This window comes from Beijerinckia sp. 28-YEA-48 (genome assembly GCF_900104955.1).
In the GTDB taxonomy this organism is placed as follows: Bacteria; Pseudomonadota; Alphaproteobacteria; order Rhizobiales; family Beijerinckiaceae; genus Terripilifer.
In genome coordinates this window covers 2,846,647-2,858,560 of record NZ_FNSI01000001.1, presented here as the reverse complement: position 1 = coordinate 2,858,560, position 11,914 = coordinate 2,846,647, and the positions used below count along the sequence as shown (strand labels likewise).

19 protein-coding genes are annotated in these 11,914 nt (G+C 57.2%); 18 read left to right on the top strand and 1 reads right to left on the bottom strand.

Annotated features, from left to right (window positions below; genetic code table 11):
* The first annotated feature begins 13 nt into the window (after positions 1 to 13).
* Positions 14 to 1,090, top strand: coding sequence for an ATP-dependent DNA ligase (locus BLW50_RS13600; RefSeq protein WP_090703229.1), 1,077 nt, complete (start codon positions 14 to 16; stop codon positions 1,088 to 1,090).
* Between the two features lie 274 nt (positions 1,091 to 1,364).
* Here BLW50_RS13600 and BLW50_RS30375 read toward each other — a convergent pair whose 3' ends face one another.
* Complete coding sequence (locus tag BLW50_RS30375; protein ID WP_139267616.1) at positions 1,365 to 1,784, bottom strand: hypothetical protein; 420 nt, start codon at positions 1,782 to 1,784, stop codon at positions 1,365 to 1,367.
* A gap of 33 nt (positions 1,785 to 1,817) precedes the next feature.
* On the opposite strand from BLW50_RS30375, the gene BLW50_RS13580 reads away from it, so the two are divergent.
* From BLW50_RS13580 to BLW50_RS13505, 17 genes are all read left to right on the top strand, one after another.
* The gene (locus BLW50_RS13580; RefSeq protein ID WP_090703215.1) at positions 1,818 to 2,612 is read left to right on the top strand and encodes a thymidylate synthase; all 795 of its coding nucleotides are present in this window, start codon (positions 1,818 to 1,820) and stop codon (positions 2,610 to 2,612) included.
* Positions 2,609 to 3,094 (top strand): dCMP deaminase family protein, encoded by a 486-nt coding sequence (locus BLW50_RS13575; protein WP_090703211.1) that lies wholly within the window; start codon positions 2,609 to 2,611, stop codon positions 3,092 to 3,094. The genes BLW50_RS13580 and BLW50_RS13575 overlap by 4 nt, the downstream gene beginning before the upstream one ends.
* A gap of 45 nt (positions 3,095 to 3,139) precedes the next feature.
* Positions 3,140 to 3,568 (top strand): hypothetical protein, encoded by a 429-nt coding sequence (locus BLW50_RS13570; protein WP_090703208.1) that lies wholly within the window; start codon positions 3,140 to 3,142, stop codon positions 3,566 to 3,568.
* Positions 3,565 to 4,113, top strand: a complete 549-nt coding sequence (locus BLW50_RS13565; protein ID WP_170850146.1) for a 3'-5' exoribonuclease domain-containing protein — start codon at positions 3,565 to 3,567, stop codon at positions 4,111 to 4,113. Before BLW50_RS13570 ends, BLW50_RS13565 begins: the two co-directional genes overlap by 4 nt.
* Entirely contained in the window at positions 4,106 to 4,318 is a 213-nt protein-coding gene (locus BLW50_RS13560) for a hypothetical protein (protein WP_090703201.1), read from the top strand. Before BLW50_RS13565 ends, BLW50_RS13560 begins: the two co-directional genes overlap by 8 nt.
* Positions 4,319 to 4,450: 132 nt before the next feature.
* Positions 4,451 to 5,419 carry a metallophosphoesterase family protein gene (locus tag BLW50_RS13555; protein WP_090703199.1) on the top strand — a complete coding sequence of 323 codons (969 nt, stop codon included), beginning with the start codon at positions 4,451 to 4,453 and terminating at the stop codon, positions 5,417 to 5,419.
* Positions 5,389 to 5,697 (top strand): hypothetical protein, encoded by a 309-nt coding sequence (locus tag BLW50_RS13550; RefSeq protein ID WP_090703196.1) that lies wholly within the window; start codon positions 5,389 to 5,391, stop codon positions 5,695 to 5,697. The genes BLW50_RS13555 and BLW50_RS13550 overlap by 31 nt, the downstream gene beginning before the upstream one ends.
* Positions 5,636 to 7,621 carry an AAA family ATPase gene (locus tag BLW50_RS13545; protein ID WP_090703193.1) on the top strand — a complete coding sequence of 662 codons (1,986 nt, stop codon included), beginning with the start codon at positions 5,636 to 5,638 and terminating at the stop codon, positions 7,619 to 7,621. Before BLW50_RS13550 ends, BLW50_RS13545 begins: the two co-directional genes overlap by 62 nt.
* A gap of 13 nt (positions 7,622 to 7,634) precedes the next feature.
* Complete coding sequence (locus tag BLW50_RS13540) at positions 7,635 to 8,033, top strand: helix-turn-helix domain-containing protein (protein WP_170850145.1); 399 nt, start codon at positions 7,635 to 7,637, stop codon at positions 8,031 to 8,033.
* Entirely contained in the window at positions 8,033 to 8,539 is a 507-nt protein-coding gene (locus BLW50_RS13535; RefSeq protein ID WP_090703187.1) for a hypothetical protein, read from the top strand. Before BLW50_RS13540 ends, BLW50_RS13535 begins: the two co-directional genes overlap by 1 nt.
* A complete protein-coding gene (locus BLW50_RS30710) occupies positions 8,539 to 8,691 on the top strand; it encodes a hypothetical protein (RefSeq protein ID WP_170850144.1) in 153 nt (50 codons plus the stop codon). The genes BLW50_RS13535 and BLW50_RS30710 overlap by 1 nt, the downstream gene beginning before the upstream one ends.
* On the top strand, positions 8,688 to 9,278 hold the full coding sequence (locus BLW50_RS13530; protein WP_090703185.1) for a dATP/dGTP diphosphohydrolase domain-containing protein: 591 nt from the start codon (positions 8,688 to 8,690) through the stop codon (positions 9,276 to 9,278). Before BLW50_RS30710 ends, BLW50_RS13530 begins: the two co-directional genes overlap by 4 nt.
* A complete protein-coding gene (locus BLW50_RS13525; protein WP_139267615.1) occupies positions 9,275 to 9,775 on the top strand; it encodes a hypothetical protein in 501 nt (166 codons plus the stop codon). Before BLW50_RS13530 ends, BLW50_RS13525 begins: the two co-directional genes overlap by 4 nt.
* A complete protein-coding gene (locus BLW50_RS13520; protein WP_090703179.1) occupies positions 9,775 to 10,440 on the top strand; it encodes a nucleoside triphosphate pyrophosphohydrolase family protein in 666 nt (221 codons plus the stop codon). Before BLW50_RS13525 ends, BLW50_RS13520 begins: the two co-directional genes overlap by 1 nt.
* Entirely contained in the window at positions 10,427 to 10,795 is a 369-nt protein-coding gene (locus BLW50_RS13515; protein ID WP_090703177.1) for a hypothetical protein, read from the top strand. Before BLW50_RS13520 ends, BLW50_RS13515 begins: the two co-directional genes overlap by 14 nt.
* Positions 10,796 to 11,039: 244 nt before the next feature.
* On the top strand, positions 11,040 to 11,219 hold the full coding sequence (locus BLW50_RS13510; RefSeq protein WP_139267614.1) for a hypothetical protein: 180 nt from the start codon (positions 11,040 to 11,042) through the stop codon (positions 11,217 to 11,219).
* Between the two features lie 55 nt (positions 11,220 to 11,274).
* Entirely contained in the window at positions 11,275 to 11,679 is a 405-nt protein-coding gene (locus BLW50_RS13505) for a hypothetical protein (RefSeq protein WP_139267613.1), read from the top strand.
* The last annotated feature ends 235 nt before the right edge of the window (positions 11,680 to 11,914 follow it).

The window sequence follows — 11,914 nt, the reverse complement described above, 5'->3', positions numbered from 1 at the left end:
GAATGGAGGTAAAATGATATCGGAACCCATCTACAAGCGCGATTCCAAACAGAACATCCGCACTTGGGCCTATGAGGTCGAAGGCGACAAATGGCGGACCCACGCCGGTATTCTCGACGGCAACCTGGTCGTCAGTGGCTGGACCATCGCCGCACCGAAGTCCAAGGACACGGCCGAGGAACAGGCCCAGTTCGAGGCCGACGCCGAGCGCAGCAAGAAGCTCGCGAGGGATTACCGTCTCACTATTGGGGAAGTTGACCGTCCCCGCGACAGCGTCATCAAGCCGATGCTGGCCGAGAAGTACACGGATTTCCCGAGCGGTCATCCGCACGTGTTCAGCCAACCCAAGCTGGATGGCATTCGTTGCATCGCCACCAAGGAGGGTCTGTGGTCCCGACAGGGAAAGCCGATCCTGTCCTGTCCGCACGTCTCGGGGGCGCTATCTGGCTTCTTCGCCCTTGCACCAAGCCTGATCCTGGATGGGGAGCTTTATGGGGACACGCTCAGCGACGACTTCAACAAGATCACTAGCCTCGTCAAGAAGCAGAAGCCGACCGACGCGGACCTGGCGGAATCCGCTCGGCTGATCCAGTACCACATTTACGACGTGCCTTCGGTACCGGGTTCATTCTTCATGCGCTTGTCCAGCCTTCGGATCATGGCGAAGGACTTCTCCACCAGCCTCAAGATGGTGCCAACCGGTGAGGTGTCCGACGCAGCTGCACTCAACACCCTCTATGGCCAGTATCTGGAAGCTGGGTACGAAGGGCAGATGGTTAGACTCAACGGCGACTACGAGCAGAAGCGCTCGAAGCAGCTCCTGAAGCGGAAGGAATTCCAGGACGCCGAGTTCGAGGTGGTTCGGCTCGAGGAAGGACTCGGAAACTGGGCAGGTTACGCCAAGAAGGTGACCCTGAAGCTGGCTGATGGCCGTGAGTTCGGCGCTGGGATCAAGGGTGATCAGGCCTATACGAAGGCGTTGCTCGGCACCTCTCCGACCACAGCCACGGTTCGGTACTTCACGCCGACGCCGGATGGCATTCCGCGCTTTCCGGTTGCGGTGGCCTTCCATGAGGGAGAGCGGTTGTGATGTCACCATCCCTCTCAGATACCCAGCGCAACGTCGTCAAGTGGCTTGAAACGGCGTTCCCTGGCTCGTCCGGAAATATGGACCGGCGAACCCGTGCTCTTCGGCTTCTGGAAGAGGCTGTAGAACTCGCCCAGGCAGTCGGCATCACAAGAGAGAACGCATTCCGGCAAGTCGAACACACGTTCTCTCGCCCTGTGGGAGAGCCACACCAGGAACTTGGTGGGGTTTTATTCACAGCGCTTGCTGTTGCGGCGTCTCTTGGGTTGGACGCTCATCAGGTTGTTACCAACGAATCCGAACGAGCTTGGGACCGTATTCCTGAGATCAGGGAGAAAAACAGATCAAAAGTGAAGGTGGATGCATGATCGATGAGTATTGCTACCGCAAGTTTCTGTTCCTCCCCAGAGTTGTTGAAGGCCGCATCTGTTGGTGGCGCACGGTCTGGGTGCTCGTTCGCATCCACAGTCACATAGGCGGGACGTTCATTGAACGTTTCTACTACCTGAACAATCCTGAGGAAGAGTTGAATGAGCTGGCATAGCACACGAATTTCCAAGCTTGAGGATGCGGTCCGTGAGGCAGTTCGCTTCATTGAGGCTGCGCAAATGGCAATCATGCGCATGAAAGCTGAGGACGCATCAGGCGAAAGCGCCTGCTGCACCAAAGAGAATGCCGCCGCCAAGCGAGCGAGCATGGACCTTTCCCGCACCCTGACGGAGCTTCGTCGTTGAAGAACTATCTCAATCTCCTCCAAGACATCATGCAACGCGGTACCGACAAGGAAGATAGGACTGGAACTGGCACCCGATCCATGTTCGGACCGCAGCTCCGTTTTCCGCTGCAGAAGGGCTTTCCGCTCATGACCACGAAGCGGATTCACTTTAAGTCGGTGGTCCATGAGCTGCTATGGTTCATCTCGGGTGACACCAACATCAAATACTTGAAAGATAACGGTGTCAGCATCTGGGACGAGTGGGCCGACGCCAACGGCGATCTCGGCCCGGTTTATGGCGAGCAATGGCGTTCCTGGTCGGCCGTCGACGGTCGAAAGTATGACCAGTTGAGCGATGTCATATCGAGAATCAAATGGGGCCCGAACTCCCGCCGTATGGTTGTCTCAGCCTGGAATGTAGATGACCTCCCGGAAATGCGACTGGAACCGTGCCATTGTCTGTTTCAGTTCTACGTCGCCAACGGGCGCCTGTCCTGCCACATGTACCAGCGGTCGGCCGACATGTTCCTCGGCGTTCCGTTCAACATCGCCAGCTACGCGCTTCTGACGCATCTGGTGGCCCATGTCACGGATCTAGAGGTTGGTGACCTAATCATCAGCTTCGGTGATGCTCACATCTACCGGAACCACTTTGAACAGGTTCAGGAGCAGCTGCTGAGGACGCCCAAGAAGCTTCCGGAACTCGTCCTCAACTCTGAAATCACGTCGTTGTTTGATTTCCGATACGACGACATCAAGCTGTTTCACTACGAACCGGAGCCTACGATCAAAGCCCCGGTGGCGGTATGAAATGGGACCTCTTCTGGCTCGGTCTCGCCCGCTACACCTCTGCCGCCTCGAAAGACCCCAGCACTAAGGTTGGTGCTGTGGTTGTGAACGATAAACGGCAGGTGATCAGTCTCGGGTACAATGGTTTCCCCCGCAAAGTGGCTGACACCCCAGAACGCCTGAACAATCGTGACGAGAAGTACAAGCTGGTAGTCCACGCGGAGGCTAACGCCATCGTCAATGCTACGGGACCGCTGGATGGCTGCACATTATATGTTTGGCCATTCATGCCCTGCAGCGGATGTGCCGGGTTGATTGCTCAAGCTGGCATCAAGCGTGTGGTCTCGCTCCCGGACGACAACCCACGTTGGGCAGCGTCGTTCGAGGTGACCCGGAGCTTGTTCGCCGAAGTCGGGATTGAACTGGTGTTGCTTCCGCACCCCATAGGTGCAGCGGGACTGGTGCTGTCCAGTTTTATGGATGACCTCAGGCCAGACTCCTAGGGAGTCCCACTTTGTAATTTCGGGACCCGTCGCCACCTCACTGCCATGGCGAAAAACACTGGCAAACCATCTGAGAAAGAGTTCGAGGCGATGGTGCGGTCCCTCGGTAAGGACGCGCACCTTCACCGTTTCCCAGATGCGGCTCATGTTCGTGGAAAGACCGGCGCTGCCGGGTTCTACGAAGAGCAGCCAGCGGATTATCTCCTGACCACCCGCCGGAACGGCACCCGCTACATCGAGGTGAAGTCGACGATTGACGAGAGGAAGTTTCCCTTCTCTCTCATCAAGCCCAGTCAACGTACGGCGGCACGGATGATCCTTCCGGCAGGTGGTCGCTACGAAATCTTCGTCCATTCCCTTTCATTGAACCGTTGGTTCGTGTTGCCGTTCCAGGGGCTTGAAAGCCGCGAGGCGCTCAAGCTGTTTTCCATTCCATGGTCCGAGATGCGCGAACTCACGCAGGAGGACCTGTGACCAATCTCGTTTACCCCGACATCATGTTCGACTGTGAGACCACAGGCATCGATCCCAGCCACAGCTGGATGCTTCAGGCCGCAGCTGTTCGCTTCAACGTTGAGACCGGAGAAGTCGACGCCGACGACATGTTCTGCAGATCCCTGGCGCCGAACGTCCCGAACCGCTTCTGGGACGAGAGCACGCGTCAATGGTGGGGCAGACAGAAGCCCGAGATCCTCGAAGCGATCTTGGCGCGGTCTGAGGACCCGGCCCTGGTTATGCAGGACCTCTTCAACTGGATCGCCAAGACGCCGACCAACCGTCCCATCCGCTTCTGGGCCAAGCCCATCAGCTTCGACTGGGGTTTCATGGACTCATATTTCCGCCAGTTCATGATCCAGAACCCGCTCAGGTACTACAACGCGGTTGACGTCCGTTCCTACATCACCGGACGGGGCCACACCGAACCGTTGGAGTGGGAACAGCAGTTTGAGTTCGTGGGCGAGGCTCACAACGCGATCTTCGACGTCCTCCACCAAATCAAGTTGGTGACCAATGCTTAGTTTCATTGCGACCTTCTATGTCCTCGTCACGCTGAACTATGGCTGCATTGTTCCGATGCAGGCCTTGGTTCCGATGGAAAACGGGCGCGACGCCTTCTACCTGGCCGATTGGGCGGAAGGAAAGCTGACGGATGCACAACTGCGAGAGCTGGTGGGCGACCGTCTGGACCGGGTCATGATTCAGTGTAAGGGGGTGCGTGCGTAAGATGAAAGCTTTCATCTGGATTACGAGTGGGGTGATCGCTGTCGCAGCGGTCACCCTTGCTCTTTTTATGCGCGGTCCCATCCAATTCGCTGAGACCGTGTTCTTCCTCCTTATGTACCTCGCGGGGTCCAATTGATTATCGACCACAACGGAAAACGCATCAAACTGCTGGGGGATACCCACCTCGGGCGGCGGTTCATCACGAACGTGCCGCTGCACCGCCGGGACGACCGGGAGAAGATGGTCTGGCAGCAGTTCGTCCAGGAGTTGGACCCGGAGGGGTGTGATTGCCACATCCACATGGGGGACCTGTTCGATAAGCCTGTCGTCAGCCTGTCCATGATTATGGAAACGTACTGGGCGTACGAAGAGGCGGCCAGAAACAACCCGGACACTGTGTTTTTTGTCCTCCGAGGCAACCACGACGCCAGCCGGGACCTGGAGGTGCAGACTGCCTTTGATGTGTTCACCGCTCTGACGGCAGAGCTGAAGAACGTCACACCCGTTGACATGCTCTATGTATCGGACGGGTTGTTGCTGTGCGGTTGGCACCCAACCATCCCAGCATCGGAGATGATTGAGGGTCTGCCAAAAAGTCATTCGACAGTGCAGAAAGCCTTCGGACACTGGGACGTCGATACCCGTTCAGACGTCCACAACCTAATCCCGACCCTACAGCTCAAGGACCTGGGGATCACCCAGGCCTACACCGGTCACATCCACAAGCCCGACGCCTTCTCCCGTGATGGCATCGACGTCACCGTGGTCGGATCGATGCAACCATATGCGTTCGGTGAGCAGGACAACGACCATCTTTATGTCACCCTGAGCCTCAAGGAAGCGGCGAGTGCCACGGACCTGAAGAACAAATGTGTCCGTATCGACCTTGAGCCGGGTGAAATCTTCGATCTCACGATCGACTGCCTGCAGCTCCAGGTCCGCAAACCAGAAGAAGTCGCCAGCGCAGATCTCGACGTCAACCTGGGCGACTTCAATCTGAGCAGTCTCTACGACGACGTCGCCAAAGAATTCACGCTGCCAGAAACGGTGGCCGAACAGCTGAGGAGCAAATGGCAGGAAGCTTTCGAAGTGACGCTCTGAAGGCCATTCGAGCCCAGCAGTGGCTGATCCCTCCTGAGATACAGCTGCTGGAGTTTCTGATCCAGCAGGATGCTTTGGGGGAGGGCGCTTATGCAGACGCCCTCAAGCTGGTCGAAGACAGCGATTTCGGACCCGACATTGTCCAGAACATCTGGACCAAAGTGATGATGTTCCACTTTGGCGAGGTCCTGCACCGGATGAAGGAAGAGAGCAAGAATGTTCAAGACCCTGAAGTACAGCGTGACCTTCCCGTCGACGGGGAGAACGCTCCAGCGTGAGTTGGACCTTACCAAGGGACTGACACAGATCACCGGTGCCAATGAGCAGGGGAAGAGCTTCGTCATCGAGATGATGCGGTTTGCCCTATTTGGTACTTCGGCGCTCCGTGGCACCAGTGAGGATTACAAGACCCTCCAGCTGACGGCTGAGTTCGATCTCCGTGGCGAGAACTACAGGGTCGAACGCCAGATCAACAAAGCCAAGCTGTGGCGGAACCAAGAGCTGGTCGCCACAGGTGTCAAACCTGTGAACCAGAAGCTCCTATCCTCGCTCGGGTTCGGTCTGGACGTCTTCGACATCTCCTGCGTGACGAACCAGGGTGACGTCGAGCGTCTGGGCAATATGCTGCCGGCCGAACGGAAGCGGATGGTCGACCAGGTTATTGGTGTGGACCGGATCGACACCGTGACGAAGTGGGTGTCGGAGCAGGCCAGCCTTGCCGGTAAAGAGATTGAGGTCCTGGAAAAGCATATGGGGTCGGAGCCGCAGACGCCTGTGGCTCCCGAAGACCTGCAGCCGATCCCGGATTTGGAGGGGCAGCTCGTCACTCTCAAGGAACAACAGCAGCTACAATCCCAGCTCAAGGGCTGGCTTTCGGTAGGGAAGCCCGAGCCGAAGCTGCCTGTGGAACCAGACGTGCCATCAGCGGCGGTCCTGAATGAGCAGCTGGCACAGATCAACGCCTGGGAGGTAGAATATAAGCGCATCAAGACCCTCCAGGTCATCGACTTCGACCCCGAGCAGATCCGCTTAGAGTGGGACTTGTTCGACCAAGCCGGGCGCCGTGCTGCCTTCGAGCGTGATAATCCTCGGGCATCGATCACTCGCGAGACTGCCGAAGAGCAGATTGCGCTCCACGGCAAACTCAAAGAGCAGGCGGTTTACACGGCAAAGCTGGAGCAGCTGGGTAAAGCTCCCCACGCTGACTGTCCTCATTGTCAGACGCGCTTCAGCCTCGAACATCAGGCTATTGCCGACTACAAGTTCCTCCTGACCGAGCTGGGCAACCTTCCTCAGCCTAGCCTCTCGCTTGCCGATCTGGCGGATCAGGTTCGTCGGATAGATAACTGGGACCGAGACGTCATCCAAAAGACTTGGGCGGAGGTCTCGCAATTTCCACTTGAGGCTGCGCGACCCCAGGCAACCCGAGAATCCTTAGCGCGGGCCGCAGGCGCGGTGCATATTTCGGTGCAGGACAAGATGCTGTTTGATCTCGGCGCTCGCCCGGATCGGACGCCCATCGAGCAGGCACTGCGCACGCGGCAGGCGTACGAAGCTGCCAAGCATATCTACGATCGCGACATCGGGCCCTACGACGCCTGGATGGCTGAGAAGGCGGTCAAGGAAAATGAGCTGGCGAAACTCCAGTTGGTGGACGACGCGCTGGCCCACGTTGAGAGACAGCTCAAGATCGCTCGTGATTACGAGATGCAGTTGACCATGCACCAGAAGGCTCATGCTGCCTGGACCGCTACCTCAGCTGTCGTGTCTGAGAAGCGCGTCGAGCTGGAAGGCTGGAAGCAGGCTCGCCTGTTCCTTGTCGAGATGCGGTCACGCATCAAGACGTACCTTGTGCCGTCGCTATCGAAGGTCGCCTCGTGGCTTCTGACACGTATGACTGGTGGACAACGTAATAGCATTGTCGTCGATGAGAACTTTGAAGTGACCGTCGACGGACAACCGCTCGGTACGTTGTCGGGGTCAGGTAAGGCATGTGCCAACCTGGCTCTGCGACTGGGACTGGGACAGGTGCTGACGAACAATGTCTTCCCTGTCTTCATCGGTGATGAGATCGACGCGTCCATGGACGATGATCGTGCTCAGAAAACGCAGGACTCCCTAGGACTCCTTGTGGACCGAATCTCGCAAATTATCCTCATCACACACAAGTCTCCGTCAGCAGGAACAATCCTGGAATTCTGACGATGAGGGCCACGTGTCTGAGGTCATTGAACGCCTAGTAGATGAGGAGTTGACGCGAACAGGAGGCAATGTCTCTAAGGTCGCTCGACTCCTCGGAATGGACTATCGAGAGCTTAAACAACGACAGGCCAACGCCTCATCGTATACGTTTAAGCGCCCCAATTACCCCATCCCCGATGATCTCTTCACACTCGGCAAGCCGGGTATGCAGAAACACGTCATCGCGGTGAAGGACCCGGGTGGACCGTGGCCGCATCGGTTCTTCCACCCGATCAAGGAAGCCCGCCGTCTCTTCGACGCTGGCACACATGAGATGTGCCAGGGTCGTCATAAGGACGGGTGGGTGGTCCTCTATCTCATCCCCCGGAAAGACCCAGTGGGCGTTCGCTCCTTCTTTTATGGAGTGGACTGATGATGTTCTGTCCCACACTCCACGCGCTGAACGATCCTCTATTGCTTACAAAGGAAATGTTCGACCTACAGATTCCCGACCTCGCATTTGCGTGTTCGCGGATCAATCGCTACGCCGGTCGGGGCAAGTTCGCCCTCTCTATAGCGCAGCATCAAACACTCCTGTCCTGGTACGTGCCACAGGAGCTAGCCATGGCGGCTCTCACCCACGACCTGGCTGAGACCTTCATCAGCGACATCCCAGCGTCGGCCAAGAGTAAGTTCCCAGAGATCGAACTCTATGAGCTGAGAATCCTCGGCCACCTGGCGAATCTTTTGGGGGTCCCTTGGGATCATTACCGGCAAATCCACGGCTACGACATTGCGATCCGCAACGACGAGATGCTCGCCTTGGGTCTCATGTACGAACTCCGCCACCCGATGCTGGACTGCATTGTTGACCCAATGCATCCAGATGACGCCGCCCAGGCGTGGATGACACGGTTCTACCAGCTGAGGAGTGAGTGATGCCCCATATGTCCATCAAGCTCACCTCCAGAGGTGAGTTCTCGGTCCGCGTTTACAATGCCGACAAGTCCTACACACAATCGTTCATCAAGACCTCCGATGAACTCTTTGACTTCATCGACCGCCTCTATGGCTACAAGGAGGCCAAATGAGCACCAACGCACTTCGATATAACAACGGCAAGCCCCGCATGAGCTTGGTGCCGTCGTCGCTCAACCGTTATGTCGCCTTCGCTCTGACGTACGGCGAACAGAAGTACAGCGCCGAGAACTGGCGGAAAGGCTTCAAGTGGAAGAGCATGATCGATAGCCTGGAGCGTCATCTTACAGACTTCAAAGAGGGTAAGGACTACGACGAAGAGAGCGGGCTGCCGATGTTGTCAGTCATAGGCTGCAACATCGCCTTCCTGATCGAGCATTTTGATGCCGATCTGGGTGAGGATGACCGCTGGAAACACGAAGGCGAGCGGAAGCAGTTGCGGTTTAATTCCCCGCCGGCGAAGCCGGGTGAGGAAGAGATCAAGCTGCCGGCGGATAGCAAGACGATCTGGGAGCTGATGGAAGAGGATCGCCTTGAGAAGTTGGATCAGCCTCATGTGACGCTCGACAAACTGAGGCAGTACGTCATGCGGACGGGAGCTTTCCCGATTCCAAAACCGAGCCCCGAAGACTGGTTTGTGGACCCCAACTACAAGCTCGACCCCGGCCCGTGGGCTCTCGATGAGGGAGGTGGCGCTTGACCACTCTCGCCGTCAGAGACGGGGTAGTGGCCTTCGATTCCCGGATCACGAGTGGGGACGGTATCGTCCCCAACTCCATCAAGAAGGCCTGGATCAGCACAAAACACCCCGTGATCTATGCGGTCATGGGAACCATCAGCAACGTCTACGCTGCAGCTCAGAAGCTGGATCGTATGCGGAAGCTGCCCTGGGACGACCCCGACAAGTGGGATGCTTCGAAGCTGCCGAGCATGGCAGACAGTTCGATCTTCGTCGTCTGCAAAGATGGCCGCGTCTTCTGCATTGAGGAAGGCGGCTGGTGGCCAGCTGCAGGTCCGTATTGGGCCGGAGGATCAGGAGCCATGGCAGCCACGGCTGCCATGCATATGGGCGCCGACGCAGCGAAGGCAGTCGAGATCGCCATTCTGGTCGATCAAAACAGCGGCGGACCAGTCAACGTTCTGCGTCTGGACGACATCAAGGTTGTGAAGCGGAAACCGAAAAAGAGGGCGAAGTGATGGAAGAGGTTGTCGTGATGAAGGCACAGCAGACTGGGAAGATGGCCGAGCTTCAACGTGTCCTTGACGAGAAGGGGAACCAGATCATGGTTTCCTTGCCCGAGGGGGCGCTGCGGCTCAGTCGTCAGTATCCGATCTCGACTGACATCAACGTTGACGGCGAGAACTATGCCGATTTCGTGAGACCGTTGGCGAAGTACGAGAAGTTCCATGAGGAGCTGTCTCATCCCACGCTGCTCGCCTGGACCTTCGATGACTTCGCCCGAGAGGGAAGAAATCTCGATAGTGTTAAGAAGGCACTCTTCTATGGGCGAGACACCGAAAACGGGGCTGAGGTCGAGTCTATGAAGTTCGACGAGCCTGGGGTTCGCTTCGACGTTGTGGACCTCGACATTCTCCACGGCATTATTGGCGTCTGTACCGAAGCAGCCGAGCTGGGGGAACTCTTGTCGACGGCGCTCTATAACCAGAAGGAGATCGACGAGAACGAGTTGCTGCTCGAGACTGGCGACCTTCTTTGGTATCTCCAGCTCCTCTGCAATGCCCAGGGTGGCATCACGCGGGTGACACGGGGTAATATGGAAAAGCTGAAGAAGCGATTCCCAAACGCGGTCTTCACGGAGAAGGCGGCTCTGGAAAGGGCGGACATGCATGAGGATCGTTGATCGGAAAACGTTTCTTAGTCTGCCTGCAGGGACGATCTTTGCCAAGTTCGCTGCCCAGCGGCCGGGCTATGTCGACTACATGCACGGTGAGGTCGTGATCAAAGGGGAGACAGTTGCCGACGATTTTGTCGTGCAAGATCTCTTCCCTTGGTTTGATGAGTGCAGCGATACCGATATGTGGATGGCTGCGACCGACCAGGCGCTGTTGGGGGTGGAAACTCCCCCAATGGACTATGAGAGCGACAACCGTGACGCTCTGTTTGATGAGGCACAGCTCTTTGCCGTGTGGAGCAAAGAGGACGCAGAAAGACTGGTCGCCCGGCTGCAGAAGGCGCTTGTGGACGGGTACTCTTGAGTGAGCGCGCGAATCGGGCTAGAATCAACGTTCGTCACTCGTTCTTATCCACGGAACGCCCCGACGTGAGCCCGAAAGGGTCAGGGTCATAGGGGTCGAAGTAATCTAGGTTGCTTCTCAGTCGAGCTTAGGTTTCCCCCGAAACCTAGTGGTTAGCGCGATTGAGGGTTTTATCGACCTCACGGTCGAGAGCCCTCTCGCGCGCGAAAGTGTCTCTCGATCGATAATGATCCGAGAGACTGTAATGAACACTCGTCTTATTATCCTTTGTGGGCTCGCGCTGACCCTCGTCTGCGTGACCATCGCCTTTGTCCTGGCGCTGCTCAATCCCCACCTCGCCACCACCCTTTTCCATGCAGTTTTAACAGCCTTCACCCTCGGGGCAGGGGCTCTCATCACCCTCCTGGGGCGGAGGCGAACGTGATTTGTTCTCGCTTCGTTCTTGACAGCCAGGCCTGCCGGTGGAATCCATATCCGCCATGGCAGACGAGTTCTCACCCGGCGACATCATCAATGACCTGGAGTTGGTCCAGGCCCTCATGTTCAAGCTGTGGGGCCGGATGAACGAGGGCAAAGAAGCTCGTCTAAGTGTTGAATCAGTGCGTTACGCTACATACGCTCTGCAGCACTACTACATGAAGCTGACCCGTGAAGACCCGTTCAACGGGATGCACTTCAAAATCCAGCGGTGGCCCTGGGGCGGAGACCGGGGCGGAGTGGTTGAGATTATTGGCCAGCTGAAGGATGCCAAAGCAGCTCGGGCCGCGTTTGACGTCTTCGTCGAGGTCTACGAGAAGGAAGTGCCTCGAACAACGACGGCACTGTCGTTGAGCTGTGGTGCCCAGCTATTCAAGAACCACACGATCAAAAATGGCCGGCCGTAAGGAACAGCGTTATCCGTTTCCTCTGCCACCGTACCGGGACCATCGAGAGGTCGAGTTTCCGGAGCGGGTGAGCGAGCAGACGTTGATTGATCTGAGCGCCTATTGGATATGGGTCCACTGCGAGTGCGGCCGGTCGGCTTCTCTCCCACTTCGTGCGTTCGCCGCTCGGTACGGGTGGAACACGCGGATCTCTGGTGTTGTCGAGCGCCTGATCTGCTCCGATGTTGAGTGCAAG

Coding starts and splice junctions, on each gene's coding strand:
- BLW50_RS13510 (WP_139267614.1), top strand. CDS start 11,040: ATGAACACTCGTCTTATTATCCTTTGTGGGCTCGCGCTGACCCTCGTC.
- BLW50_RS13535 (WP_090703187.1), top strand. CDS start 8,033: ATGATGTTCTGTCCCACACTCCACGCGCTGAACGATCCTCTATTGCTT.
- BLW50_RS30375 (WP_139267616.1), bottom strand. CDS start 1,784: ATGCTCGCTCGCTTGGCGGCGGCATTCTCTTTGGTGCAGCAGGCGCTT.
- BLW50_RS13570 (WP_090703208.1), top strand. CDS start 3,140: ATGGCGAAAAACACTGGCAAACCATCTGAGAAAGAGTTCGAGGCGATG.
- BLW50_RS13520 (WP_090703179.1), top strand. CDS start 9,775: ATGGAAGAGGTTGTCGTGATGAAGGCACAGCAGACTGGGAAGATGGCC.
- BLW50_RS13560 (WP_090703201.1), top strand. CDS start 4,106: ATGCTTAGTTTCATTGCGACCTTCTATGTCCTCGTCACGCTGAACTAT.
- BLW50_RS13515 (WP_090703177.1), top strand. CDS start 10,427: ATGAGGATCGTTGATCGGAAAACGTTTCTTAGTCTGCCTGCAGGGACG.
- BLW50_RS13505 (WP_139267613.1), top strand. CDS start 11,275: ATGGCAGACGAGTTCTCACCCGGCGACATCATCAATGACCTGGAGTTG.
- BLW50_RS13575 (WP_090703211.1), top strand. CDS start 2,609: ATGAAATGGGACCTCTTCTGGCTCGGTCTCGCCCGCTACACCTCTGCC.
- BLW50_RS13600 (WP_090703229.1), top strand. CDS start 14: ATGATATCGGAACCCATCTACAAGCGCGATTCCAAACAGAACATCCGC.
- BLW50_RS30710 (WP_170850144.1), top strand. CDS start 8,539: ATGCCCCATATGTCCATCAAGCTCACCTCCAGAGGTGAGTTCTCGGTC.
- BLW50_RS13545 (WP_090703193.1), top strand. CDS start 5,636: ATGTTCAAGACCCTGAAGTACAGCGTGACCTTCCCGTCGACGGGGAGA.
- BLW50_RS13550 (WP_090703196.1), top strand. CDS start 5,389: ATGGCAGGAAGCTTTCGAAGTGACGCTCTGAAGGCCATTCGAGCCCAG.
- BLW50_RS13530 (WP_090703185.1), top strand. CDS start 8,688: ATGAGCACCAACGCACTTCGATATAACAACGGCAAGCCCCGCATGAGC.